Origin of the sequence: Caballeronia telluris, from assembly GCF_001544495.1 — a bacterium.
GTDB lineage: Bacteria > Pseudomonadota > Gammaproteobacteria > Burkholderiales > Burkholderiaceae > Caballeronia > Caballeronia telluris.
This window is the reverse complement of sequence record NZ_FCNZ02000006.1, coordinates 214,801-240,778: the sequence shown is the minus strand read 5'-3', so window position 1 is coordinate 240,778 and position 25,978 is coordinate 214,801. Positions and strand designations below refer to the sequence as shown.

Genomic DNA, 25,978 nt, shown 5'->3' with positions numbered 1-25,978 from the left:
GCGATTCTGTCGAGTGTGGATGGACAAATCGCATGGATCTGAACCTGATCGGGCTGTTCGTCGAGATCGTCGAATCGCGCAGCATGAGCGCCGCCGCCCGCAAGCTCGGCATGACGCGCTCGAACATCAGCCAGCGGCTGAAACTGCTCGAACGCGAAACCGGCGCGCAACTGCTGCGCCGCTCGACGCGCAGCTTCGAACTCACGCAAGCCGGCCACACGCTCTACGACTGCGGCCAGCGCATGCGGGAGGATCTGAGCACCGCGCGCGCGTCGATCGACAGCCTCGGCCAGACGCTGCGCGGCCGCGTGCGCATCAGCGTGCCGACGGGCTTTGGGCGCATGTTCATCGGCGCGAAGCTGCTCGAATTCGCGCGCGCGCATCCGGGCATCACGCTCAGTGTGTCGTTCAACAACCGCATCGAGGACCTGATCGCCGCCGAGGTCGACGTCGCGGTGCGCATCACCTCGACGCCGCCGCTCGACCACGTCGCGCGCAACATTTGTCCGATCGAGTGGAACCTGTACGCGTCGGCGGATTACGTCGCGCGGCACGGTCCGATCGAACGTCCCGCCGATCTCGCGCGGCAGACGCTCGTCGCGTCGCCGTATCCGGGGCTGCGCGCGGTGATCGAACTGATTCATCGGCAAAACGAGGCCGACGTCCACGCGATCCCGATGCAGCCCGCGCTGCAATCGCCGGACTTTCCGTTTCTCGCCGATGCCGTGTGTCAGGGCATGGGCGTCGGCATTTTGCCGGAGTACGTGCCGCACGCGCCGGGAAATCACGGGCTCGTGCAAATCCTGCCGGAATACCGCGTGGCCGGGCAGCAGAACACGCTCTACATCGTGACGCTGCCGAACCGCTATCCGTCGCCCTCGACGCAGGCGCTGATCGACTTTCTACGCGAGGAAATCCTGGCGCTCGCGAAGACGTGGGAATGATCCGCTGAGCGCTTTGTCCATTTCTGATTAACAGTCCGTCAAGCTCGATGGCAATTGTCAATGCCGGCGGGTCAGCCCACAATGCATTCAAACAATCCGGAGACACAGCACGATGAACGCGCAAACAGCCGACACGCCCGTCAAAGCCGAACTACGCGACGGCGTGCTCGTCGTCACGATCGACAATCCGCCCGTCAACGCACTTGGCGTGGACGTCCGGCGCGGGCTCTCGGCCGCCATCGAACGAGCCGATGACGACAGCAGCGTTCAGGCGGTCCTGATCGTCGGCGCGGGGCGCAATTTCATCGGCGGCGCGGACATCCGCGAATTCGGCAAGCTGCCGATGCCGCCCGCGCTGCCCGACGTCTGCAACCGGATCGAAGCGTGCGCGAAACCGGTCGTCGCCGCGATCCACGGCGCGGCGCTCGGCGGCGGCCTCGAAGTCGCGCTGGCGGCGCACTACCGGCTCGCCGTCGCGGGCGCGAAGCTCGGACTGCCCGAAGTCACGCTCGGACTGCTGCCGGGCGCGGGCGGCACGCAGCGCGCGCCGCGCCTGATCGGCGCCGCGGCCGCGCTCGACCTGATCCTGAGCGGGCGCCATATCGGCGCTGAAGAAGCGCGGCAACTCGGCCTCGTGGACCGCGTCGGCGCATCGGGCGACGCGCTCGCCGACGGCATCGCCCACGTGCACGAATTGCTCGCCGCGCGCGCGCCGGTGCGCCGCACGCGCGACGCCGCCGGCCTCGCGGACCGCCGTGCGAGCCGCGCGGCGATCGAAGCGGCGCGCGAACAGACCGCGAAGAAATCGCGCGGGCTGTTCTCGCCGCTGAAGATCGTCGACGCGGTGCAGGCCGCGCTCGAACTTCCCTTCGACGACGGCCTGCGCCACGAGCGCCAGCTTTTCCTCCAATGCATCGACAGCCCGCAGCGCGCGGGGCTGGTCCACGCGTTCTTCGCCGAGCGCGAAGTGCTGAAGGCGCCGGAGACGCGCACGGCGAAGCCGCGCGCCATCGCGAGCGTCGGCGTGATCGGCGGCGGCACGATGGGCGCGGGCATCGCCGTGGCCGCGCTCGACGCGGGCCTGCCGGTCACGATGATCGAACGCGACGACGCCTCGCTCGCGCGCGGCCGCGCGCACGTCGAAAAGGTCTATGACGCACAGATCGTGAAGGGGCGCATGACGCCCGAAGCGAAAGCCGCCGTGATGAACCGGTGGACGGGCAGCACGTCCTACGACGCGATCGCTCACGTCGATGTCGCGATCGAGGCAGTTTTCGAAGACCTCGACGTGAAAAAAGCCGTGTTCGCGGAACTCGATCGCGTCTGCAAGCCGGGCGCGGTGCTCGCGACCAACACGTCGTATCTGGATATCGACGCGATCGCCGCCAGCGTCGCGCGTCCCGCCGACGTGATCGGCCTGCACTTCTTCTCGCCCGCCAACCTGATGAAGCTGCTCGAAGTGGTCGTGCCGGCGAAGGTCAGCGCGGACGTCGTCGCGACCGCGTTCGACTTCGCGAAGAAGCTGCGCAAGGTGCCGGTGCGCGCGGGCGTGTGCGACGGTTTCATCGGCAATCGCGTGCTGGCGGTGTACCGCACGGCCGCCGATCACATGATGGAAGACGGCGCCTCGCCGTATCAAATCGATCGCGCGGTGCGTGAATTCGGCTTTCCGATGGGGCCGTTCCAGGTGATCGACCTGGCGGGCGGCGACATCGGCTGGGCGGCGAGAAAGCGCCGCGCCGCCACCCGCGATCCGGCCGCGCGCTACGTGCAGATCGCCGACCGGCTCTGCGAACGCGGCTGGTTCGGCCAAAAGACGGGGCGCGGCTTCTATCTGTATGCGGACGGCGCGCGAAGCGGCACGCCGGACCCGGAAGTCGAGGCAATCGTCGAAGCGGAGCGCGAGCGCGCGGGCGTCGCGCCGCGTGAATTCACCGACGACGAAATCATCCGCCGCTACATGGCCGCGATGATCAACGAGGGCGCGAACGTCGTGCACGAGGGCATCGCGCTGCGTCCGCTCGACGTGGACGTCGCGTTTCTCTACGGCTACGGTTTCCCGCGCCATCGCGGCGGCCCGATGAAATATGCCGATAGCGTCGGCTTGGCGAAGGTGCTCGCCGACATCCGCGAATTCGCGAAAGAAGACCCGCGGTTCTGGCGGCCGTCGCCGCTGCTCGTCGATCTCGTCGAGCGTGGCGCCGATTTTGCGAGCCTTAATCACGCTGCGTGATTCTCTCCGGCGCCGCGCGCGATGCAGATGCGTCGCGCGGGACCGCATCGCCTTTCACCGAAAGAAGCCCATCATGGACCTGAACTTCACCCCCGAAGAGGAAGCGTTTCGCGAGCAGGTCGTGCGCTTCCTGCAAGACAAACTGCCGCCACGTCTCTCCGACAAAGTCCGCAACGGCCGGCGCCTCACGCGCGACGACATGGCCCAATGGCACGCGATCCTGAACGAACAGGGCTGGCTCGCGAACCACTGGCCCGAGGAACAGGGCGGTCCGGGCTGGAACGCCGTGCAGAAGTTCATCTTCGAGAACGAATGCGCGCTGGCCGGCGCGCCGCGCATCGTGCCGTTCGGCGTGAACATGCTCGGGCCGGTGCTCATCAAATACGGCAGCGAGGCGCAAAAGCGCCACTGGCTGCCGCGCATCCTCGACGGCTCCGACTGGTGGTGTCAGGGCTATTCCGAACCCGGCGCGGGCTCGGACCTCGCCGCCGTGCGCACGACCGCCGTGCGCGGCATCGACGAAAACGGCGAGCACTACATCGTCAACGGCCAGAAGACGTGGACGACGCTCGGCCAGCACGCGAACATGATCTTCTGCCTCGTGCGCACGGCGACCGACGTGAGGAAGCAGGAAGGCATCAGCTTCCTGCTCGTCGACATGAACGCGCCGGGCGTCGAAGTGCGCCCGATCGTCACGCTAGAAGGCGAGCACGAGATCAACGAAGTGTTCTTCACGGACGTGCGCGTGCCGGCGGAAAACCTCGTCGGTGAGGAGAACAAGGGCTGGACTTACGCGAAATACTTGCTGACCTACGAGCGCACGAATATCGCGGGCGTCGGCTTTTCGGTCGCGGCGCTGGAGCGTCTACAAAAGGTCGCGGCGAAGCTCACGCGCAACGGCCGCCCGCTCGCCGACGATCCTTCGTTCGCCGCGCGCATGGCCCGCGTCGAAATCGATCTCGAGAACATGAAGACGACCAACCTGCGCGTGATCGCGGCGGTCGCGGGCGGCGGCGTGCCGGGCGCCGAAAGCTCGATGCTCAAGATTCGCGGCACCGAAATTCGCCAGGAGATTTCGTCGCTGATGCGCCGCGCGATGGGGCCGTACGCGCGCCCGTTCATCGACGAAGCGCTCGACGCAGGCTATGACCAGCCGCCGGTCGGGCCGGAAGAAGCCGCGAGCGCGGCCGCGATGTATTTCAACAACCGCAAGCTGTCGATTTTCGGCGGCTCGAACGAAATCCAGAAAAACATCATCTCGAAGATGATCCTGGGACTGTAAAGGGACGCGCGCGATGGACTTCCAACATACCGAAGACCGCCGCATGCTGGCGGACACGTTGAATCGCTTCATCTCCGAGCAGTACGCGTTCGAGACGCGCGACGCCATTGCGCGCTCGGCCACCGGCTTCAGCCGCGAGATGTGGGGCCGTTTCGCGGAACTGGGGATCGTCGGCGCGCTGTTTAGCGAAGCCGACGGCGGATTCGGCGGCGAGGGCTTCGACATCGCCGTCGTGTTCGAAAGCCTCGGGCGCGGGCTCGTCGTGGAGCCGTTTCTCGGCGCGCTCGTCGTCGGGCGGATGGTCGCGGAAACCGGCGGCGACGCGCAGAAAACGCTCGTCGCGCGCTTGATCGAGGGCAGCGCCGTCGCGGCGCTCGCGCACGACGAACCCGGCTCGCACTACGAACTCGCGCGCGTTTCGACGCGCGCGACCCGCGCCGCCGACGGCCACTGGACGCTGAACGGCGCGAAGGGCGTCGTGCAGCAAGGCGAAGCCGCGGACGTGTTCCTCGTCTCGGCGCGCACGCGCGGCCAGGACGACGCCGAAGACGGCATCTCGCTCTTTCTCGTCCCGCGCGACGCGGCCGGCGTGAGCGTGCGCGGTTATCCCACGATCGAAGGCGGACGTGCCGCCGAAGTCGTCTTCAACGACGTGCATCTTTCCGGCGACGCGCTGCTCGGCGCGCCGGATGCCGGTTTCGCGACGCTCGAACGCGGCATCGGCTTCGGCGTGCTCGCGCTCGCCGCCGAAGCGCTCGGCGCGATGGACGTCGCGAAGGATTTCACGCTCGACTACCTGCGCACGCGCAAACAGTTCGGCGTCGCGATCGGCAGCTTTCAGGCGTTGCAGCATCGCATGGCCGATCTGCTGCTGGAAATCGAACAGGCGCGCTCGTCCGTCATCAACGCGGCGGCGGCGCTCGGCGCGGGACGCGTCGCGCGCGAACGGGCGCTGTCGGCAGCGAAATACAGCGTCGGGCGGATCGGCGCGCGCGTCGCCGAGGAATGCATCCAGCTGCACGGCGGCATCGGCATGACGTGGGAACTGCCGCTCGCGCACTACGCCAAGCGCCTCGTCATGATCGACCACCAGTTCGGCGACGAAGACCATCATCTCGAACGCTATATCGCGCTCGGCAAAAGCTGAGCGACGCGACGCCACTCAACCGGGATCTGTCCATGTCGAATCCGAATTCCTCGCTGCCGCTCGCGGGCGTGCGCGTGCTCGATCTTTCCCGCGTGCTCGCGGGACCGTGGTGCGGGATGGTGCTCGGCGACCTTGGCGCCGAAGTGATCAAGCTCGAACATCCCGAACGCGGCGACGATACGCGCGACTGGGGCGTGCGCGTCGGCTCGACCGAGACCGCGTATTTCAACAGCGTGAACCGCAACAAGCGGTCGGTGAGCCTCGACTTGCAGAGCGCCGCGGGCCAACAGATCGCGCGCGATCTCGCGCGGCAATGCGATGTCGTCATCCAGAATTTCAAGTTTGGCGGCGCGGAGAAGCTGGGCCTCGGTTATGAACAACTGCGCCGGGGACGCGACGACCTGATCTACTGCTCGATTTCCGGCTACGACCGCAGCGGGCCGGAGGCCGCGCGTCCCGGTTACGACCTCGTCGTGCAGGGCGAGGCCGGGCTGATGGCGATGAACGGCGAAGCGCACCAGCCGCCGCTCAAGTTCGGCGTCGCGGCCGTCGATCTTTTCACCGGCATGTATGGCGCGCAGGCCGTGCTGGCGGCGCTCTTCGAGCGGCAGAAGACCGGGCGCGGACGCCACGTCGAAATGGCGCTCTTCGACTGCGGACTGATGATCACCGCGTACTACGGACTCGAAGCGCTGATCCTGGGCGGCGACCCGCCGCGCTACGGCAATGCGCATCCGTCGATCGTGCCCTACGGCGTGTTCGATGCCGCCGACGGTCCGCTCGTCGTCACGGTCGGCAACAACGCGCAGTTCGCGCGCTTTTGCCGCGACGTGATCGAGCGCCCCGACCTCGCCGACGACGAGCGTTTCCGCACGAACGTCGGCCGCGCGGCGAACCGGGACGTGCTCGTGCCGGAAATCGATCGCGAAATCGCGCGGCGCGAGCGCGCGCTGTTGCTCGCGCGTCTGACGAAAGCCGGCATTCCGTGCGGCGAAGTGCTCGGCCTGCACGAAGCGCTCACCTCGAAGCGCGCCGCCGACGCCGGCCTGGTCACGCGCCAGCCGCATCCGGAAGCGGGCAGCACGCCGGTGCTCGCGCCGCCCTATCGGTTCGACGGCGCGCGCTTGCCGGTGCGCCGCCCGCCGCCGACGCTCAGCGAAGGCACGAACGAGGTGTTGCAGTCGCTGCTCCGTTTGTCGGAGGAACGGATCGCACGGCTTAAGCACGACGGCGTGGTATAGCCGTCATATCGACAAAACGTGCCTTCCGCATGGGCATCGAGTTCGATCCGCAATATATTCGGCTATATTACGGTTCTCGATTTCAATGCACGTTGAGGAGGTGTTCGTGAAGGCTCGATTTTTCCGCGCGCTGGTTGTCGCCGTGTCCGCCCTTGCGTCGAGCGCGGGCTTTGCCGGCGAGGTGCAGGTCGCCGTAGCGGCCAACTTCACGGCGCCCGTGCAGGCCATCGCAGCCGACTTCGAAAAGGACACCGGCAACAAGGTGGTCGCGTCGTTCGGCGCGACCGGCCAGTTCTACGCGCAGATCAAGAACGGCGCGCCTTTCGAAGTCTTCCTCGCCGCCGACGATTCCACGCCCGCCAAACTCGAAACCGAGGGCATGACGGTGCGGGGCAGCCGCTTCACGTATGCGACGGGCGCGCTTGCGCTCTGGTCGGCGAAAGACGGCTACGTCGATTCGAACGGCGACGTGCTGAAGAAAAACGAATTCACGCACCTCGCGATCGCGAACCCCAAAACCGCGCCCTACGGCCTCGCCGCGACGCAGGCGCTCGACAAGCTCGGGCTCGCGCAGGCGGTGGCACCGAAGATCGTCGAAGGGCAGAACATCTCGCAGGCGCAGCAGTTCATCGCGACGGGCAATGCCGAACTCGGTTTCGTCGCGCTGTCGCAGATCTACAAGAACGGCAAGATCACGAGCGGATCGGCGTGGATCGTGCCGGCTTCGCTGCATGAGCCGATCAAGCAGGACGCCGTGATCCTGAACAAGGGCAAGGACAATCCGGTCGCAAAGCAATTCATCGACTATCTGAAGGGGCCGAAGGCCGCCGCCGTCATCAAGTCGTACGGCTACCAGTTGTAATCCAAGCACGATGCCGCTCACCCCTGCCGACTTCGAAGCGATCTGGCTCACGGTCCAGCTCGCCTCGCTCGCGACGCTGCTGCTGCTGATCGTCGGCACGCCGCTCGCGTGGTGGCTTGCGCGCACGCGCTCTCGGCTGAAAGGGCCGGTCGGCGCGATCGTCGCGCTGCCGCTCGTGCTGCCCCCGACCGTCATCGGCTTCTATCTGCTCGTCGCGATGGGCCCGAACGGCCACGTCGGGCAATTGACGCAATCGCTCGGCTGGGGTCTTTTGCCGTTCACGTTCGCGGGGCTCGTCGTCGGCTCGGTGCTTTATTCGATGCCGTTCGTCGTGCAGCCGTTGCAGAACGCGTTCGAAGCCATCGGCGAACGTCCGCTCGAAGCCGCCGCGACGCTCCGCGCGAGCCCCTGGGACTGCTTTTTCTCCGTGGTGCTGCCGCTCGCGCGCCCGGGCATCGTGACCGCGACGATTCTCGGCTTCGCGCACACTGTCGGCGAATTCGGCGTCGTGCTGATGATCGGCGGCAATATTCCGGGACGCACGCGCGTGGTGTCGGTGCAGATTTTCGATCACGTCGAGGCGCTCGAATACGCGCAGGCGCACTGGCTCGCGGGCGGCATGGTCGTGTTCTCGTTTCTCGTGCTTCTCGCGCTCTATTCGACCCGGCGCACGCCCGTCGCTTATGTCTGACGCTCGCTTTTCCCTGAATGACGATGAGTGATTCCCGAGTTCCGGCCGCCGCCGAAGCGCCCGCAGGCATCGAGGCGCGCTTTCTGGTCGAGCAAGGCGGCTTCACGCTCGACGTCGACGTGCGTCTGCCCGGACGCGGCGTCACGGCGCTCTTCGGCCATTCGGGCTCCGGCAAGACCACGATTCTGCGCTGCCTCGCCGGCCTCACGCGGTCCGCGCGCGGGCGTCTGTGCGTCAACGGCGAAACGTGGCTCGACACCGCGAAAGGCATCGTCCTGCCGACGCACAAGCGGCCGCTCGGCTACGTCTTCCAGGAGGCAAGCCTTTTCCCGCACCTGACGGTCGAGCGCAATCTGCGCTATGGCATGAGCCGGGTCCCCGCGACGGCGCGGCGCGTCGATCTCGCGCAGGCCGCCGAGTTGCTCGGAATCGGCCATCTGCTCGATCGCATGCCGGCGGGTCTGTCGGGCGGCGAGAAACAGCGCGTCGGGATCGCGCGTGCGCTGCTCGCGAGTCCGCGTCTCTTGTTGCTTGATGAGCCGCTCGCGTCGCTCGATCAGAAGCGCAAGCTCGAAATCCTCCCGTATCTCGAACGGCTGCACGACGAACTCGACATCCCGATCCTCTACGTCAGCCACGCGCCCGAGGAAGTGGCGCGGCTCGCCGACCATCTCGTGCTGCTGGAGAACGGTCGCGCGCTTGCGAGCGGCCCGATCGCGGAGACGCTCGCGCGCCTCGACCTGCCGATCACGATGGCCGACGACGCGTCGGTCGTGATCGAAGGCGTGGTCGGCGCGCACGATGCAACCTACGGGCTCCTGACGCTCGATCTGCCGGGCGCGGGCGCATCGTTGCGGGTCGTGCATGCGGCGTTGCCGGCGGGCCGGGCGATGCGCATCGTCGTCCGGGCGCGCGACGTGAGCCTCGCGTCGAGCGCGGCGAGCGACACGAGCGTGCTCAACGTGCTGCCCGCAACGGTCGTCGCGATGGAAGCGGCCGCGGATCCCGCGCAGATGACGGTGCGGCTCGACATCGACGGCACGCCGCTCCTCTCGCGCATCACGCGCTATTCGTCGGATCACCTCGGTTTGCGCGTCGGCGCGCGGGTGTGGGCGCAGGTCAAGGCGGTGTCGCTGCTGGCGTGATTCGCCTGCGGGCGATCGCGCTTCGCGATCCTTGCAATTTCTTCCCCGCGTAATGCGCCGAAAACGTATGCGCCACCGCCGACGCCTTCGAGCTGACGCGGCGTCGGCGCTCGATATTCGCCCGCCTCATCGCCTGCCGCGCCACGCGTCGCTCGACGCCCGCGTCCTCGGGGCGCCCACGAAATCCGGCGCCACCACGAGTCCGACCACCCAGCCCAGATAGAACCGGAAGTCGATCCAGTACTCGCTCAGGTCGTAGATCTCGAACCGCTGCACGTGCGCGAGCGACAGTCCCGCCTGCAACACCCCCGTCACGACGAGCCACGCGAGCGCCGTCACCGCCGTCACGCGCGCGCAGCGTCGGAACGTGTGGTGATCCCAGCTCCCGCGCACCGCGAACATGCCCGCGACGAGAATGAGGATGCCCGGCAATGCGCTCGTCACGATGACGAGCATCCCCCATTCGAATACGATTCCGGACACCACGGCCACGAACGCCGCCACGAGCGCGACGCTCCACGCGATCCACGGCCGCGCGCGCGCCGAGAGCCAGGCGACGGTGATCGCGAACGGCGTCGCGGCCCATTCGAGCGCTTGCGAGAGCGCGTTCGTCAGATTTACCGCGGCCTGCTCGTTGGTATGGTTCGCCGCGATGGAAACGGTGATCGCCTCGTGCACGCAGACGGCCGCCACCGCGAAGCCGATCGCCGTGCAGGCGGCAAACGCCGGGCTCTTGCTCGCGTGCGCGGGCGTGAGGCTCAGGGCGCGCAGCCGCTCGATCAGCGGTTCGACGAAGAACGCGAGAATCAGGCCGATGAGGAGCGCCGCGGCGGCGTCGCGCAGCGTGAAGTGGCCGAAGACCGACAACATTCCCTGCCAGATGAACTCCGGCGCGGCCGAGCAGACCGCAACCCAGAGCGCGAAGAAGAACCCGTTCGATACTCGGCTGAGCGACAAGGCGGATCTCCAGGCAGGTGAACAGGCCGTTAGCGCATCAAGACGTCATCAAGTCGATGGAACCGGCGGCGGCGATGCCGCGACGACCGCCGCCTCGAGCGCGCGGGCCACGCGCGCGCGAAGGTCCGCATCGTCGGAAGTGCCCTGTCGCCCGAGCGCGTCTGCGACGCTCACCACCTTGTCGGCTTCGTAGTGCCGGCCGCTGCCGATCAGCGACTCGAAGTCGTTGGCGCGCCGGTTGATTTCGAGCGGATCCGCATCGACGAGCAATACCGCATGGGCGAGCACCGCGTAAAGCGGCTCGTCGCGCGTGCCCGCAGCCTGCGGCACGCGACGCCAGTATTGCGCAGTGCCGGCGATCTTGCGCGCATCGCCGGCCGGACCCCATGCGAGGTTGAAGCGGCCGTCGCAAAAGGAGCCTTCCACTTCCCGCCAGTTCGTCTCGATGCCGAGCCCGTGCAGCGCGCCGGCCAGGATCGCGCAGAGATGCAGATAGACGGCGTCGGCCATCGTGCCGATCGTGCCCGCGAGCGGATACGCGAGGCTCAGGTTCAGGATGCCCGGCCCCTGCGGCACCAGCCCGCCGCCCGACAGGCGCAGCCACACCGGACAGCCGCGCTGCGCGAAGGCGTCGCGGGCCGCGTCGAGCGTGGCGTAGCGCCGATAGCTGCGCGGCACCACGAGCGAAACCGGCGCCTCCCACAGATGCGCCACCGCGCGTCCCGCAGCCGCATGCGCAAGCAGCGCTTCTTCGGCGTCGAGCGGATTGCCGGCATCGGCGGCGGGTTTGACGATTTCGAAGGGCATCGGTCGGACGATAAGCGCGGCGAATGGACGAGATGCAAAGAGGCGAAGAGGCGAGCGGCCTTGGCCGATCGCCCGACACATCGAACATGGTAACGAAGAACCGCGCCATGCGGCCGCGTCTTTGCGCGCCGGCGCACGACGGCCGGCCAGAGAAAAGCGACGGACACGGCGGCGTGCCGTGTCCGTCGGTTCAGCGCAATCAGCCCGCCAGATGCTGTTTCAGCAGCGCATTGACGTCGTTGGCTTTTTCCATCTGGCTCATGTGACCGGCGTCGTCGAAGACCTTGACGGTCGCGCCCGCCGGCGCATTCGCGGCGTGCGCGGCGGGAATGATCCGGTCCTGCCCGCCCCACACGACGAGCACCCGCTTGCCCGTTCCCGCGAGCTTCGCGCCGGGCTGCTCGCCCTGCCGGCCGTTCGCGAAGAGACTGGCGCCGAGCGCGCCCAGCGCTTCGCTGACGCCGTCGAGCCGCTTGTACTTCAGCAGGTCGTCGAGCATCTGGCGGCTGACGAGCCCCGGATCGGCGAAGAGCAGTTCGACCACCGGTTTCAGGTCGCGCCGCGACTGCGCGCTGACGAAGCCCTCCGTATAGGCGTTGTTGACCTCCTCGCCCAGCCCCGCAGGCGAAATCAGCGCGACGGACGACACGCGCGCGGGCGCGTCGACGGCCATCTGCGCGGCGACCCCGCCGCCCATCGAATGGCCGACGAGATGCGCCGCTTCGATGTCGAGCGTGTCCATGAAGCGCAGCACGAACTGCGCGAGGTCTTCGAGCGTCGTGCCGGGCAGCCTGGGCGTCGACTGGCCGTGCGCGGGCAGATCGAGCGCGACGACCTTGTTCTTCTCGGCGATGGCGTCGAGATTGAAGAGCCAGTTATCGAGATCGCCGCCGAAACCGTGGATGAAGAGCACGGTTTTGTCGCCTTCGCCGCGGCTCGCGTATCGCACGCGGATGCCGTCGACTTCGACGAAGTGATACGCGGCGGCGGCTTCGTCGTCGACGCCTTCTTCGTCGACGGGCGTCACGTAGCCCGCCACGTAGGCGTCGATGTCGGCGTCGCTCACTTCGGCGGGCGCGAGCACGCCGAGCAGCGCCTTCACCGGCAGCACTTCGCCCGCCTGCGCGACCTTGCGGCGCAAGGTGCCCGCGTCGGGCGCCTCGACCGCGTTGGCGATCTTGTCGGTTTCCACGTCGAGGATCGGCAGGCCGACGCTGATCTGCGCCCCTTCGTCGACGAGCCACGCGTTCACCGTGCCTTCCTTCATCGAAAGGCCCCACTTCGGCATGACGATCGGAGTGATGTCGGCCATCAGTGTTTCCCTCCCTTCATGGTCTTGCGCGCGGCGTCCGCGATGTGCGCGGCGCTCGGAATGTACAGGTCTTCGAGCGTCGGCGAGAACGGCACGGGCGTATGCGGCGGCGCGACCATTTCGATAGCCGCCTTCAGCGCGCCGAACGCCTGCTGCGCGACCTGCGCCGAAATGTCCGTGGCGATATTGCAGCGCGGACTCGCTTCATCGACAACGACGAGCCGTCCCGTGTTCTCGACCGATTCCAGCACGGTGTCCATGTCGAGCGGCGAAAGCGTGCGCAAATCCACGATCTCCACTTCGATGCCTTCCTTCGCGAGCATCGCGGCCGCTTCGAGCGCGCGATGCACCATCAGCCCGTAAGTGACGATCGACACGTCCTTGCCGTCGCGCACGATGTTCGCTTCGCCGAACGGAATCGCGTAGGAGCTTTCGGGCACTTCGCCTTCGAAACCGTACAGGTTCTTGTGCTCGCAGAAGATCACCGGGTCGTTGTCGCGGATCGCCTGAATCAGCAGGCCTTTGGTGTCGTAAGGCGTGGAAGGACAGACGACCTTCAGCCCCGGAATGTGCGTGAAGAGCGGCGTGAGCATCTGGCTGTGCTGCGCAGCCGCGCGAAAGCCCGCGCCCACCATCGCGCGGATCACGACGGGCGTTTCCGCCTTGCCGCCGAACATGTAGCGGAACTTGGCGGCCTGATTGAAGATCTGGTCGAAGCAGACGCCCATGAAGTCGATGAACATCAGTTCCGCCACCGGCCGCATGCCGCACGCGGCCGCGCCGATCGCCGCGCCCACGTAGGCGGATTCGGAAAGCGGCGTGTCGAGCAGGCGGTCGCCGTGCTTGGCGTACAGTCCTTTCGTGACGCCGAGCACGCCGCCCCACGCGTCCTTTTCGCCGTCGGCGCCTGCTCCGCCGACGATATCCTCGCCGAGCACGATCACGCTCGGGTCGCGGGTCATTTCCTGATCGAGTGCTTCGTTGATCGCCATCTTCATGCTCAGTTTGCGGGCCATGATGGTTTCCTCTTTGCCGTGGGTTCAGTAGCTGACGTACACGTCGGTGAGCAGGTCGGCGGCGCTCGGCTGCGGCGCATCCTTCGCTTCCTGCACCGCGCGCTCGATCAGCGCGGCGACGTCACGGTCGATCGCATCGAGTTCCGCGCGCGTGATCACTTCCGCCTGCGTGACCGTGTGCGCGAACTTCTTCAGGCAATCCTTGTTCGAGCGGATATCGTCGAGTTCGCCGGGCGCGCGATAGGTCTGCGCATCGCCTTCGAAGTGGCCGTAGAAGCGGATCATCTTGCATTCGAGCAGCGCCGGTCCGCCGCCTTCGCGCGCGCGCCGGATCACTTCGCCCGCCGCTTCGTGGACGGCGAAGAAGTCGGTGCCGTCCACCGTCACGCCGGGAATGCCGAAGCCCGCCGCGCGGTCGACGTAGCTGTCCACCGCCGTGCCGTACTCGCGCGACGTCGATTCCGCATAACCGTTGTTCTCGATGACGAAGATCACCGGCAGGTTCCACACGGCCGCGAGGTTCAGGCTTTCGAGGAACGTGCCCTGGTTCGACGCGCCGTCGCCCGCGAAGGTGATGCCGACTTCGCCCTTGCCGCGAAACTTGGCTGCGAGCGCCGCGCCGCAGATGAGCGGCGCGCCCGCGCCGAGAATGCCGTTCGCGCCCATCATTCCCTTCGACAAATCGGCGATGTGCATCGACCCGCCCTTGCCGTTGCACGAGCCGCCCTTCTTGCCGTAGATCTCCTTCATCATCGCGACGGGATCGACGCCCTTCGCGATGCAGTGGCCGTGTCCGCGATGCGTGCTCGCGATGCGGTCGCCGTCGTTCAGGTGATGCATGATGCCGACGCCGGCCGCTTCCTCGCCGGCGTAGAGATGGACGAAACCGGGGATGTCGCCGCGGCCGAAGTCCACGTGCAGGCGCTCCTCGAAATCGCGGATCGTGCGCATCTTCCGATAGACGCTCAACAGCTCCTCCTTGCCGAGCGGCAGCGCCGCGTCCTGCTGCGTTGAACCGACTGTCATGTCTGTCTCCTTCGTTGGAAGTGGTGGGGCAGAAAACGGTTACGACGGAACGCGCGCGATCTGGCGCATCAATCCGGCGCGCGCGGCATACCGCATGCACGCGGCGACGTCGATGCTGGCGAATGCGCCTTCGCGCAGCGTGACGGTGACTTCGTCGCTCGCGGAGAAGGCCAGCTCGCGCTCGCCGTCGAGGGCGACGATGCCGGAGCGCTGGCGCACGCGTTGCGGGACGCCATCGCTAAGACGTTGCCAGCTCGCGATCGGCACGGCGCACATCAGGCCGGGCGCGATCGGCGCGCAGAGATCGAATTCGCCTTCGCCCGGCGCGGCGAGTTCGACGGCGAGGCCGCCCGGATCGTGGCGCCCGACGGGTTCGAGGAGTCCGGCGATGGCGGAGAGGCCAATCGCCTGCGGATCGGCGTAGGACACGTAGACGGCGGCGAGCGTGTCAATCTTCCACAGCGCGCGGGCGCCGATGAAATGCTCGTGCGAGATGACGGCATCGACGAGCGCGATGTCGCGGCGCACGTTGCCTTGTGGATCGCGGATCTCGATGTCGAGCCGCTTGTTGTGGACGAGCGCGTCGGTCGACGGGATGCGGCCCGCGGCGTAGAGACCGGCGGCGAGCCCGGCGATGGTCGGCTCGCGCATTTCGGGGAAGGCGTTGTTGGTGCCGGTCGAGAGGCCCGCGACCGGCACCGCGCCGCACTCGCGCACGACCGCGCGATGCGTGCCGTCGCCGCCGAGCACGACGATTGCCGCGACGCCCGCCTCCCGCATGAGTTGCGCGGCGCGGAAGGTATCGTCGACGCGGGCGGTCACCGGCATGTCGAGCCAGTCGACCGCGGCGAGCGCGGCGTCCGGACCCTGACGTCGCGACAGATGGCGTTCGAGCATGACCTTGAGGCCTTCGCGGTCGGGCATCATCATGACGCGCTCGATGCCGCACGCCGCCAGCGCGCTCAGGAGCCGCAGGACGATGTTGACGCGGTCGGCGAGTTGCAGGCTGCTCGCGTTCGCGATCACGCGACGAATGTCGCGCGCGGAAATCGGATTCGCGATGATGCCGACGAGCGGCGGCCGTACCGGCGCGGGGTTGCGCATGCGTGTCTCCTTTGTCGACCGGAGTTGGGGCTTTAGCGCCTACTCGGGTCACATGCAAGTTGTTGCGGTCTTGTTTGCGGCTTTACAAGGCAAGGGGTATGCCAATCGGTTATTGGCGTTCCAAGGCGGGAAAGTCGAGGGATTACCCGAAGAAATCGGGCTTGCTGAAGACGCCGCTGTGACAGGTGTCACAGCGGCAGGTGTATCGGGGGGAGTACAGGCGTAACGGCGTCAGTGCGCACCACCATCGCGCTGATTAGGCGAACGAATCCCAAACCGCGCCATGCGTCGATACAGCGTCATCCTGCTGACGCCAATCTGCCGCGCCACCGCGCTCAGGTTCCAGCTCGCCGCGCGCAGGTACTGCATTAACAGCATGCCTTCGGGCGGCAGCAGATGCGAATCGAACTCCGCTTCGGGCGTACTTAGCGCGGCGACCGCCGGCAATGGCGGCACCACTGGCTCAGCGAAGTTCTCCGGCAGATCATCGACGTCGATATGCCCGTCCGAGCACACCGCACGCGCATAGCGCAGCGCGTTGCACAGCTCGCGCAGATTCCCCGGCCAACGATGCCGATGCAGCCTGTCACGCGCCGATGGCGAAAGCGCGACCTTCCCGCCCGGCGCTTCTGCCAGAAGCTTCTGGATCAGCCAGTCGAGATCGCTGCGCTCGCGCAGCGGCGGCAGCGTGAAGCGCGCACCGTTCAGCCGGTAGTAGAGATCTTCGCGGAAGCGACCGCTCTTCATTAGATCGTCGAGCGGATGATGCGTCGCGGAAACCACGCGCACGTCGACCGACACCGGCCGCGACGCGCCGATCGCCAGCACTTCGCCCTCCGCCAGCACGCGCAAGAGGCGCGACTGCAGTTCGCGCGGCATGTCGCCGATTTCGTCGAGGAAAAGCGTGCCGCCGTCGGCTTCCTGGATCAGCCCGCGCTTGCCCTTCGGCCCCGCGCCGGAAAAGCTGTTCGGCAGATGGCCGAACAGTTCGCTCTCGATCAGCGTCTCCGGAATCGCCGCGCAGTTGACCGCGACGAACGGCCCGCCGCGTCGCGCGCTCGCCTGATGCAGCGCCTTCGCGAAATATTCCTTGCCGGAGCCAGTCTCGCCGTTGATGAGCAGGTTGATCGGCGAATCGACGAGCTTCGCCGCGCGTTCCAGTTGACGGTCGAGCGCGGCATCGCCGCCGGAAAGCGCGGCGAGCGGCGGCGGAATCTTCGCGGCATGCGCAGCGGGCGGGCCGCCCTTGGACGCCGCGCCCCGCTGCCAGAGCGGCGCGGGCGGCATCACGCTCAAGTACAGGAGCGCGCCGCTCTTCGCGAGCGCGAGCGCGCGCAGTTCGCTCGGACGCGAGTAGACGAAGCGGCCGAGGTCGTCGAGCCGCGCTTCGAACAGCGACTCGAACGCCGTGCCGATCAGCGAAGGCAGCGATGCGTCGCGCAGGCCGTGCTCGGCCGCCAGCATTTCGTGCGCGCGCCGGTTGTGCCCGACGACGCGTCCACTCGCATCGAGCGCGATCAGGAAATCAGGATCGACATCGAGGAATTCCGGCGCCGCGTTCAGCTTGAGAATCCAGTCCTGACGGTGTGCGCGCAGGAAATTGGCATTCTCGATGTGGCTCGCGTAGATGCGCACCAAGTGCAGCGCGAGGCTCTGGCTGTCGCGCGCCTGCGGCGAGGTCAGCGCGGATATGTCGAGGATCGCGGTCAGGCTGCCGAGCGAATCGAAAAGCGGCGCGGCGGTGCAGGTGAGCGGAATGTGCGTGGCGTCGAAGTGATCGACCTGATGGACCGTCAGTGCCTGGCCGGTCGCGAGCGCGGTGCCGACCGCGCAGGTGCCCGCGCCGTTCTCGCTCCATTGCGCGCCGAGGTAGAGACCGGCGCGGCGCAGGCTCGCGTCGGTGTTGGCGTCGCCGAGATAGTCGACGGTGACGCCTTGCGCGTCGGTCAGCAGCACGACGTAGCCAAGGCCGGCCACCTGGCTGTACAGCGTCTGAAGACCGTGGCGGGCGATGCGGGCGAAGTCGTCGATGCGCTGCTGGTGCTCGCGCAGCCGCGTCTGCGGCAGGATGCGTGCCTCCTGCATCCGCGACGGGTCGAGTCCGTACTGATGCACGCAGCGCCGCCACGACGACTCGATGATCGCCTCGTGCGTGCGCGCCGCGACCACCGGCGCATTGCGCGTGGTGGCTTCGACGACCGCCTCGATGTGCTTGCGTTGCCGCATGTCCATCGTGCTCTCCTTGGTGTCTCCTTTTCCGGCGCGGCGCGGGCGCTTCTTTCGAGCGCCTCGGTTGCCCGCATTCATCGTCCGGAACGGACTCCTACTGTATCCGAGTGCGTGATGCTTGGGCAAACCGCACCGCAGCACGCGTTTAATTCACACGAAAGCTTTCGCGTTCGTAATACGCGCCAAGCACGCGCCAAGCCTTTGATAGACTCGGGTCATCGCCGATGCGTGCCTGATAACTGGAGACAACGATGACGAAGATCGCGTTCGAGGACTTCGAGCGGCAGGTGGTGCAACACCACCTGATCAAGGGGAACGTCTACGAGAACGGCGCCGCGCTGGTGGAGCGGGCGAACCGGTGGATCGCGGAGCACGGCATCGACGTGCTGAACGTCGAGAGCCTCTCGACGTTCGGCGCCGGCGACGATACCAGCGTCAGTCACTGGTATTCGGGCATCCGGGTCTGGTACAAGTCGGAATAAGCAGCGGGACTCAGCCGCGCCCGACGAACGGCATCTTGGTCGCCATGACCGTGTGAAACAGCACGTTGGCTTCGAGCGGCAGATTCGCCATGTACAGCACCGACTGCCCGACGACGCGCACATCCATCATCGGCTCGGGCTTGATCTCGCCGTTCGCCTGCGGCACGCCCTTCTCCATGCGCTGCGACAGTTCCGTCTTCGCATTGCCGACGTCGATCTGGCCGACCGCGATGTCGTACTTGCGGCCGTCGAGCGAAGCCGTTTTCGTCAGTCCGGCGACCGCGTGCTTGGTCGCCGTGTAGGCAAGCGAATTCGGACGCGGTGCGTGCGCGGAGATCGAACCGTTGTTGATGATGCGCCCGCCCATCGGGTCCTGCGCGCGCATCACGCGAAACGCGTTCTGGATGCAATAGAACATCCCGTTGAGATTGATGTCGACGACGCCCTTCCACTGCTCGGGCGTCCAGTCCTCGAACGGGCCCGGCGGGTTGCCGACGCCAGCGTTGTTGAACAGCAGATCAAGCCGGCCGAAGCGCTCGACCACGGAGGCGAAAAGACGCGCGACCGCTTCCGGATCGGCGACATCGGTCGGGAATGCGACCGCGCGATCTTGCGCGGCCGCTTCGGCGACGACCGCTTCGAGCGGTTCCGTCCGGCGTCCGACGAGCGCGACGCGCCAGCCGTCGCCAAGCAGCGCGAGCGCCGCCGCCCGGCCGATGCCGCTGCCCGCGCCCGTGACGATCGCGATGCGTGAGTTCTGTGGGTTCTTGTTGCTTGCGTCAGTCATTGCCGAAGTCTCCAGGGGTGCGCACCGTGGTGCCAAAGACCCGACATTACCAAACGTGAGCGCAATTCACACGCAGATGGCCTCTACCGCTTGCCGCAAAACACGGCCGTGAGCACGAGCGGCACCACCTGATGCACGACGGCGTCGCTGCCCGACGCGCGCACGCGTTCCTCGACCGTCTCGGCCGGGCCCTGCACCACGACGCCATACGCCGATTCGGTCAGCGGCTGACCGGTGCCCTGCTTGAACATCGCGTCGCCGCGCTCGTAGCCGAGCACCGCGTACACGCGATAGCCGAACGCGGTGAGGTCGCTGCCGCGCGTCGGCCGGAACGCATTGACGGAGTTTGCTTCGACGCGCATCGGCGTCGCTTCGATAGATTGCGAGCTGACGAGCGGCGCGATGAAAGTGTGCGCGCTCGACTTGCAGTCGAGCGGACGATCGAGCGCGTGCCCGTATGCGGCGACCGGGAGGGTCGCCAAAGCGAGCGCGCCCGCGAAGAAAGTGAGGCCCTGATTCATGGCGGCTATGCGTCGAACGTTTTCTGACGAAACGAGGCGTCAGGATCGATGCAACAAGCGCGCCAATTTCAACTTTCGAAACGGCGCCGGAGACCTGGCGCGAGACTCGCCCGGACGATTCGCCGATGACGCGAGCCGGGCGGGTATCTTCAGCTTCCCGCGTTTGCCGCCCCGACGTCTGTACGGCAAACCTCAGTCCCTTTTTGCAATGGCGTCGTCACCGGATTGCAAACGCCTGCTCGTGCGCCGCTGACTTCGTCAGCTCACGCGCTCGCCGCGCTTGAAAGTGGCGCGCGGCACCGGCAACGCACCCGCCGCGACCACGCGCACGAAATCGGCGCGCAGTCCCGGCGCGATGGCGCCGCGATCGGTCAAACCCGCTGCGCGCGCGGGCGCCGACGAGACCGTCGCGATCGCGCGCGGCAGTGTCCAGCCGGCCTTCTCGACGAGTTCGAACGCGCCGATCAGGAGCGATGACGGCACGTAATCCGACGAGAGGATGTCGAGCAAGCCTTCCTCCGCGAGCGCGAGCGCCGACACGTTGCCCGAATGCGAGCCGCCGCGCACGACGTTCGGCGCGCCCATGATCGTCGCGATGCCGTGCGCGTGCGCCGCTTGCGCCGCCGCGCGCGTGGTCGGAAATTCGGAGAGCACGATGCCGTCGCGCGCGGCTTCCTCGACGTGCTCCACGAGCGTGTCGTCATGACTCGCGAGCGCCACGCCGAGCGACTTGCAACGCGCAACGATCTGCTCGCGATGCAGCGCGGCGAAACGGCGCTGATCGGCGGCGAGCGTTTCGACGACTTCGTTCGCGCGCTCGTCGGTCATCTTGCCGTTGCGCTCCTGATAGCGGCGCCACTGCACCGGATCGTGCCACTGTCGCTGTCCCGGCGTGTGATCCATCACCGACGCGAGTTGCAGGAGCGGATGCGCGCTCAACGAGTCGAAAATCTCGACGACATCGGGCGTCGCCAGTTCGCAGCGCAGATGCAGGAAGTGATCGGCGCGCAGGAGGCCGCGCCGCGTGAAGCTGTCGATCGACCGCGCGCAATTCGTCTGAATGTCGCGCTCGCGCAGGCTGTCCTGGCGCGAGCCGATGCCGAGCGCATCGAAGACGGTCGTGATGCCGGCCGCCGCCACCTGCGCGTCGTGCACCAGAATGGCCGCCTCGTGATTCCACAGCACGCCGGGGCGCGGCGCGAGATGCTTTTCGATGTTGTCGGTATGCAATTCGACGAGTCCGGGCAGCAGGTAATCGCCGTTCCAGTCTTCCGCCTCGCGCGCCGACGTGCCGCCCGGCGCGACCTCCGCGATGCGGCCATCCTCGATGCGCACCACGCCGATGAATTCTTCGTCGCGCGTCACGATGCGCGCATTGCTGATCAGCATGTCTGAAAGACTCCGGTGTTGTGTTCGACTTGCGCAGGCAGCGCTTCGAGCCTGACGGTTCGGGTCGCGACGCGCTCGCGCGTGTCCTCGTCGTGGAAGATGCCGACGATCGCCGCGCCCTTCTCGCGCGCCTCGACGATCAGGCCCGCGACCACGTCGCGGTTTTCCGCATCGAGTGAAGCGGTCGGTTCGTCGAGCAGCAAAAGCGGCTGCTCGGCGATCAGCCCGCGCGCGATGTTCACGCGCTGCTGCTCGCCGCCGGAGAACGTCGCGGGCGCGAGCATCCAGAGCCGGCGCGGTACATTGAGCCGTTCGAGCAGCGCGCGCGCACGCGCGCGCGCCTCCTCTTCGGCGACACCGCGCGAGATCAGCGGCTCGCTCACCAGATCGAGCGACGACACGCGCGGGATCGCGCGCAGAAATTGGCTGACATAGCCCATCGTCGTCGTGCGCAGGCGGATCACGTCGTGCGGCGCGGCGTCCGTCAGCGAGACATGGTGCGAGGGACGGCTGTCGTCGCGGATCGCGATGGAGCCGCTCGTCGCGAGGTAGTTGCCGTACATGCAGCGCAGCAGCGTGCTCTTGCCCGCGCCCGAAGGTCCGGCAAGCACCACGCACTCGCCGCGTGAGACGTCGAGCGATACGCCAGAGAGCGCCGCGATGCGCACGCCGCCCTGTTGATGAAGCGTGAAGCGCTTGGTGATGTCGCGGGCGCGCAGCATCAGCGCCGTGTTTTCGGCGAACGCGAGTTCGTGTGAAAAATCGGTATTGGCGTTCATTCGTCGCACCTCAGACGGGCAGCACGGACGCGACCAGCGTCTGCGTATAGGGATGTTGCGGATCGTCGAGCACCTGATCCGTGAGGCCGCTCTCGACCACGCGGCCGTCCTTCATCACCATCAGCCGATGCGCGAGCAGACGCGCCACGCCGATATCGTGCGTGACGATCAGCGCGGCGAGATGCAGCTTGTTCGTGAGCGTGCGCAAGAGGTCGAGCAGTCGCGCCTGCACGGAGACGTCGAGGCCCGCAGTCGGTTCGTCCATGAACACGAGGCGCGGACCGGTGACGAGATTACGCGCGATCTGCAGGCGCTGCTGCATGCCGCCGGAGAACGCGGAAGGCAGTTCGTCGATGCGCGCGGCATCGAGCTCGACGCGCGCCATCCAGTCGGATGCCGTCTCGCGCAACTTGCCATAGTGGCGCGCGCCGATCGCCATCAGCGGCTCGCCGATGTTCGCGCCCGCCGAGACGCCGTGGCGCAGGCCGTCGCGTGCGTTCTGATGCACGAAACCCCATTCGGTGCGCGAGAGAAGCCGCCGCCGCGCTTCGGGCAGCGCGATCAGATCGAGCGTTTCCGCGTCTTTGGTGCGATAGCGCAGCATGTGAGCCTGCGATGGCGTGCGCAGCGCGAGCGCGTTGAGCAGCGTGGATTTACCCGAGCCCGATTCCCCGACGATGCACAACACTTCGCCGGGATACAGATCGAGATCGATGTCGATGCAGCCGCCACGGCCGTCGTAGCGTTTGGTGAGGCCGCGTGCGGTGAGGAGCGGTGTCATGGCTTGCTCTCCACTTCATCGCGGCGGCTGTGGCAATAGTCGCTGTCGGAGCAGACGAACATGCGCTTGCCCGCATCGTCGACGATCATTTCGTCGAGGAAGCTTTCGCGCGAACCGCACAGCGCGCATTCGTGATCCCAGTGCTGAACGCTGAACGGGTGATCTTCGAAATCGAGGCTCTTCACTTTCGTGTAGGGCGGGATCGCGTAGATGCGTCGCTCGCGGCCCGCGCCGAACAGTTGCAAAGCGGGGTTCATGTGCATCTTCGGATTGTCGAATTTGGGGATCGGCGAAGGCGACGTCAGATAGCGGTCGTTCACGAGCACCGGGTAATCGTAGGTCGTCGCGATGCTGCCGTGCTGCACGATATCCTCATAATATTTCACGTTGATGAGACCGTAGTCGGCGAGCGCATGGAGCTTGCGGCACTCCATCACGCGCGGTTCGAGCTTGAAGAGCGGCTCGGGCATCGGCACCTGATAAACGATGATCTGTGCGTCGGTGAGCGGCGTCTCGGGAATGCGGTGGCGCGTCTGCACGATGGTGGCATCGCCGGTGTGCGTGGTGGTCGCCACCCCTGCGGTGCGCGCGAAGAAGCGCCGGATGTTGACCGCGTTCGTCGTTTCGTCGGAGCCCTGGTCGATCACCTTGAGCGTATCGTCGCGGCCGATGATCGCGGACGTCACCTGCAAACCGCCCGTGCCCCAGCCGTAGGGCAACGGCATTTCGCGCGACGCGAACGGCACCTGGTAGCCGGGCACCGCGACCGCCTTCAGGAGCGAGCGCCGGATCATGCGCTTGGTCTGCTCGTCGAGGTAGGCGAAGTTATAGCCTTCGGCCAGTTCGTTGGACTCCTGGCGGGCGTTCATGCGGCTTTCTCCTGTTCCTTGCGCTGTGCGCCGCGCAGACGCCGCAGCAATTCCAGCTCCGACTGGAAATCGACATAGTGCGGCAATTTCAGATGCTGCACGAAACCCGACGCTTCGACATTGTCGCTGTGATACAGCACGAATTCCGGGTCTTGCGTCGGCGACCCGACCGTCTCGCCGAGGTCCTCCGCACGCAGCGCGCGGTCGACGAGCGCCATCGCCATCGCTTTTCGCTCCGAGTGGCCGAACGCGAGCCCATAGCCTTGCGTGAACGCCGGCGGCACGTCGCCGCTGCCCGCGAACTGGTTGATCATCTGGCATTCGGTCACTTCGATATCGCCGATGTCGACGGCGAAGCCGAGTTCGTCGATGTCCATCTCCACCGCGACTTCGCCGTTGCGGATCTCGCCCGCGAACGGATGGCTGTGCGCATAGCCGCGCTGCGTCGCATAGCCGATCGCGAGCAGGAAGCCCTCGTCCGCACGCGCGAGATTTTGCAGGCGGGTCGTCCGGTCGACGGGGAACGTCAGCGGTTCGCGCGAAAGATCGCCGGGTTCAGCTGCATCGGGCGACGGCGCTTCCTGCTCGATCAGGCCTTCCTTGTCGAGCACCGCGAGCACGCGCGGCATGGGCTCTGCCTGTACCGCCGCCGTTTCAGAGCGGGACGTGTCGGCGCCTTCCGCGAGCAGCGTGAAGTCGAGCAGACGCTGCGTGTAATCGTAAGTGCCGCCGAGCATCTGGCCGCCAGGAATGTCCTTGAACGCAGCGGAAATGCGCCGCTCGATGGACATCGCCTCGGTATCCAGCGGCAGCGTGTAGCCGAAACGCGGCAGCGTCGTGCGGTAGGCGCGCAACAGGAAGATCGCCTCGACCAGATCGCCCGCAGCCTGCTTGATCGCGAGCGCGGCGAGTTCTTCGTCGTAGACCGAGCCTTCGCTCATCACGCGCGCGACGGCGAGGCGCAACTGCTCGCGAATCTGCGCGACCGAAAGTTCGGGCACCGACGGTTCGCCGCGACGCTTCGAGGCGAGCAAGTCCCACGAGCGCTCGATGGCCCGTTCTCCGCCTTTGACAGCGACGTACATCAGTTCACCTCCACGTGAGTCGTGCGCGGCAATCCGACGAGCGAGCCGCCGGCGACGAAGTAGCAATCGATGCCGCACGGGAAGAGCGCTGCGAGCGCGGCGCGTTCGTGCCAGAAGCGCGGCGGCAGGCCGTCGATGGCGACCGTGCGCGCTTCGCGGATACCCGGGCCGCGCCACGTGAGCGGCGTGCCTGCGTCGAGCGAATCGACCTGGATGAAGAGCGTCGCCGCGTTTTCCGGCGACTCGGGCTCACCCGCCGCGAACGAATCGAGCGACGGCATCGTGCGCGCGTCGTTCACGTATGCAAAGACCGCCTGAGCGCGATTGGCGGTCAGCGGCGCGCCCGTGTGAAAGCGCACGGCATCGCCGAGCGCACGGTCGTCGTCGTGCAGATACACGGGCGTCGAATAATCGGCGAGTGCGAGCAACGATGCGAACGCCGCCCGCTGAACGCGGGCGCGCGGCGCGGTTTCTCCGAGCGCCGCGTCGATCGACACGATGCTGCCCGGCCGCGCAAGTGCGTCGAGTAGCGCGCGAAAGACCGCCTGCGAATCGTGCACGACGTCGCGAAAGCCCGGCAACAGCGACGCCATGTCGATGATCATGCGATCCGTTCGATTCGTTCGATTGACTGCGTGCATCAGTCTCCCCTCACCATCGTGAAAAATTCGACCTTCGTGCGGGCGGCCTGCGCCTCCTTGTCCGCACGGCGTTCGGCGACGCGCGCCGCAAGCGGTGCGATCACGCGCTCACGCAGACGCGCCTCGAAGGCGGGCACCTGCAACAGCGCGTCGACGAGCGCGGCGAGTGTCGCGCGCTCCTTGTCGCGCCCCATGTGCACCGCGAAGCCGACCGGCGCGCTGCCGTTTTCCATGCGCAGACGCAGCGTCGCGCGCGTCACCGTGACTTCGCCGAGATTGAACGCATCGCCCGTTCCGCCGATGCGCCCGCGCACCATCGCAAGCCCGATCTCCGGCGCACGCAACCAGTCGAACGCGGGCGGCGCCGCTTCGAGCGCGGCATCCAGCGCGTCCTTCAACTGCTCGCGCGGCGCGCGCGCCAGCACCGCCATCCATTCGCGCCGCGCCATTCGGCCAGCCGCGTGCGGCGGCTGTGCAGACGTTTTCATCGCTTTCCTCGTCGTGGGTGACTCAGGTTCAACATGCGTTCGGATTCGTTTACCATACCCGTTGTTTCATCTGGTCGTCTAGACGTTTCCACATGCGGATATTTAGACTGCCCGACATGCGCCAGTTTCATATTTTCATCACGGGTGGCGCACTACAATG

25 protein-coding genes are annotated in these 25,978 nt (G+C 66.8%); 9 read left to right on the top strand and 16 right to left on the bottom strand.

Annotated elements, in window-relative coordinates; all coding sequences use genetic code 11:
- Positions 1-32 precede the first annotated feature (32 nt).
- From AWB66_RS10355 to modC, 8 genes are all read left to right on the top strand, one after another.
- Positions 33-944, top strand: a complete 912-nt coding sequence (locus tag AWB66_RS10355; RefSeq protein WP_087630200.1) for a LysR family transcriptional regulator — start codon at positions 33-35, stop codon at positions 942-944.
- 112 nt (positions 945-1,056) lie between these two features.
- Positions 1,057-3,177, top strand: coding sequence for a 3-hydroxyacyl-CoA dehydrogenase NAD-binding domain-containing protein (locus AWB66_RS10350; protein ID WP_087630199.1), 2,121 nt, complete (start codon positions 1,057-1,059; stop codon positions 3,175-3,177).
- 73 nt (positions 3,178-3,250) lie between these two features.
- Positions 3,251-4,459, top strand: a complete 1,209-nt coding sequence (locus AWB66_RS10345; protein ID WP_087630198.1) for an acyl-CoA dehydrogenase family protein — start codon at positions 3,251-3,253, stop codon at positions 4,457-4,459.
- Between the two features lie 13 nt (positions 4,460-4,472).
- Positions 4,473-5,606 (top strand): acyl-CoA dehydrogenase family protein, encoded by a 1,134-nt coding sequence (locus AWB66_RS10340; RefSeq protein ID WP_087630197.1) that lies wholly within the window; start codon positions 4,473-4,475, stop codon positions 5,604-5,606.
- Between the two features lie 32 nt (positions 5,607-5,638).
- Entirely contained in the window at positions 5,639-6,847 is a 1,209-nt protein-coding gene (locus AWB66_RS10335) for a CaiB/BaiF CoA transferase family protein (protein ID WP_087630196.1), read from the top strand.
- A gap of 130 nt (positions 6,848-6,977) precedes the next feature.
- Positions 6,978-7,709 (top strand): molybdate ABC transporter substrate-binding protein, encoded by a 732-nt coding sequence (gene modA / locus AWB66_RS10330; RefSeq protein WP_235021081.1) that lies wholly within the window; start codon positions 6,978-6,980, stop codon positions 7,707-7,709.
- Between the two features lie 10 nt (positions 7,710-7,719).
- Entirely contained in the window at positions 7,720-8,400 is a 681-nt protein-coding gene (gene modB / locus AWB66_RS10325) for a molybdate ABC transporter permease subunit (RefSeq protein ID WP_087630194.1), read from the top strand.
- Positions 8,401-8,423: 23 nt separating this feature from the next.
- The gene (gene modC / locus AWB66_RS10320) at positions 8,424-9,545 is read left to right on the top strand and encodes a molybdenum ABC transporter ATP-binding protein (protein WP_200818960.1); all 1,122 of its coding nucleotides are present in this window, start codon (positions 8,424-8,426) and stop codon (positions 9,543-9,545) included.
- A gap of 126 nt (positions 9,546-9,671) precedes the next feature.
- On the opposite strand, the gene AWB66_RS10315 is transcribed toward modC, so the two are convergent.
- The 7 genes from AWB66_RS10315 to AWB66_RS10285 all read right to left on the bottom strand — a co-directional run bounded on the left by AWB66_RS10315 (position 9,672) and on the right by AWB66_RS10285 (position 17,999).
- Complete coding sequence (locus tag AWB66_RS10315) at positions 9,672-10,502, bottom strand: hypothetical protein (protein ID WP_087630192.1); 831 nt, start codon at positions 10,500-10,502, stop codon at positions 9,672-9,674.
- 48 nt (positions 10,503-10,550) lie between these two features.
- Positions 10,551-11,309, bottom strand: a complete 759-nt coding sequence (locus tag AWB66_RS10310) for a lipoyl protein ligase domain-containing protein (protein ID WP_087630191.1) — start codon at positions 11,307-11,309, stop codon at positions 10,551-10,553.
- 199 nt (positions 11,310-11,508) lie between these two features.
- The gene (locus AWB66_RS10305) at positions 11,509-12,621 is read right to left on the bottom strand and encodes an acetoin dehydrogenase dihydrolipoyllysine-residue acetyltransferase subunit (protein WP_087630190.1); all 1,113 of its coding nucleotides are present in this window, start codon (positions 12,619-12,621) and stop codon (positions 11,509-11,511) included.
- Complete coding sequence (locus tag AWB66_RS10300) at positions 12,621-13,637, bottom strand: alpha-ketoacid dehydrogenase subunit beta (RefSeq protein WP_087630189.1); 1,017 nt, start codon at positions 13,635-13,637, stop codon at positions 12,621-12,623. The genes AWB66_RS10305 and AWB66_RS10300 overlap by 1 nt, the downstream gene beginning before the upstream one ends.
- Positions 13,638-13,661: 24 nt before the next feature.
- On the bottom strand, positions 13,662-14,663 hold the full coding sequence (locus AWB66_RS10295) for a thiamine pyrophosphate-dependent dehydrogenase E1 component subunit alpha (RefSeq protein ID WP_087630188.1): 1,002 nt from the start codon (positions 14,661-14,663) through the stop codon (positions 13,662-13,664).
- Positions 14,664-14,702: 39 nt separating this feature from the next.
- Positions 14,703-15,767, bottom strand: a complete 1,065-nt coding sequence (locus AWB66_RS10290) for an ATP-NAD kinase family protein (RefSeq protein ID WP_087630187.1) — start codon at positions 15,765-15,767, stop codon at positions 14,703-14,705.
- Between the two features lie 231 nt (positions 15,768-15,998).
- Positions 15,999-17,999 carry a sigma-54-dependent Fis family transcriptional regulator gene (locus AWB66_RS10285; protein WP_087630186.1) on the bottom strand — a complete coding sequence of 667 codons (2,001 nt, stop codon included), beginning with the start codon at positions 17,997-17,999 and terminating at the stop codon, positions 15,999-16,001.
- 248 nt (positions 18,000-18,247) lie between these two features.
- Here AWB66_RS10285 and AWB66_RS10280 point away from each other — a divergent pair, with 248 nt between their 5' ends.
- A complete protein-coding gene (locus tag AWB66_RS10280; RefSeq protein WP_087630185.1) occupies positions 18,248-18,478 on the top strand; it encodes a hypothetical protein in 231 nt (76 codons plus the stop codon).
- A 10-nt stretch (positions 18,479-18,488) separates the two neighbouring features.
- On the opposite strand, the gene AWB66_RS10275 is transcribed toward AWB66_RS10280, so the two are convergent.
- The 9 genes from AWB66_RS10275 to phnG form a co-directional block, all read right to left on the bottom strand.
- Entirely contained in the window at positions 18,489-19,265 is a 777-nt protein-coding gene (locus AWB66_RS10275) for an SDR family oxidoreductase (protein ID WP_087630184.1), read from the bottom strand.
- A gap of 83 nt (positions 19,266-19,348) precedes the next feature.
- Positions 19,349-19,786, bottom strand: coding sequence for a hypothetical protein (locus tag AWB66_RS10270; RefSeq protein ID WP_125469705.1), 438 nt, complete (start codon positions 19,784-19,786; stop codon positions 19,349-19,351).
- Between the two features lie 258 nt (positions 19,787-20,044).
- On the bottom strand, positions 20,045-21,175 hold the full coding sequence (locus AWB66_RS10265; RefSeq protein WP_087630183.1) for an alpha-D-ribose 1-methylphosphonate 5-triphosphate diphosphatase: 1,131 nt from the start codon (positions 21,173-21,175) through the stop codon (positions 20,045-20,047).
- The gene (gene phnL, locus AWB66_RS10260) at positions 21,169-21,954 is read right to left on the bottom strand and encodes a phosphonate C-P lyase system protein PhnL (RefSeq protein ID WP_087630182.1); all 786 of its coding nucleotides are present in this window, start codon (positions 21,952-21,954) and stop codon (positions 21,169-21,171) included. The genes AWB66_RS10265 and phnL overlap by 7 nt, the downstream gene beginning before the upstream one ends.
- 10 nt (positions 21,955-21,964) lie before the next feature.
- Positions 21,965-22,735, bottom strand: a complete 771-nt coding sequence (gene phnK, locus AWB66_RS10255) for a phosphonate C-P lyase system protein PhnK (protein ID WP_087630181.1) — start codon at positions 22,733-22,735, stop codon at positions 21,965-21,967.
- Positions 22,732-23,604, bottom strand: coding sequence for an alpha-D-ribose 1-methylphosphonate 5-phosphate C-P-lyase PhnJ (locus tag AWB66_RS10250; RefSeq protein WP_087630180.1), 873 nt, complete (start codon positions 23,602-23,604; stop codon positions 22,732-22,734). The genes phnK and AWB66_RS10250 overlap by 4 nt, the downstream gene beginning before the upstream one ends.
- Positions 23,601-24,689 carry a carbon-phosphorus lyase complex subunit gene (locus tag AWB66_RS10245; RefSeq protein WP_087630179.1) on the bottom strand — a complete coding sequence of 363 codons (1,089 nt, stop codon included), beginning with the start codon at positions 24,687-24,689 and terminating at the stop codon, positions 23,601-23,603. The genes AWB66_RS10250 and AWB66_RS10245 overlap by 4 nt, the downstream gene beginning before the upstream one ends.
- Complete coding sequence (gene phnH / locus AWB66_RS10240; protein WP_235021072.1) at positions 24,689-25,294, bottom strand: phosphonate C-P lyase system protein PhnH; 606 nt, start codon at positions 25,292-25,294, stop codon at positions 24,689-24,691. The genes AWB66_RS10245 and phnH overlap by 1 nt, the downstream gene beginning before the upstream one ends.
- 35 nt (positions 25,295-25,329) lie before the next feature.
- On the bottom strand, positions 25,330-25,818 hold the full coding sequence (gene phnG / locus AWB66_RS10235; protein ID WP_087630177.1) for a phosphonate C-P lyase system protein PhnG: 489 nt from the start codon (positions 25,816-25,818) through the stop codon (positions 25,330-25,332).
- Positions 25,819-25,978 lie beyond the last annotated feature (160 nt).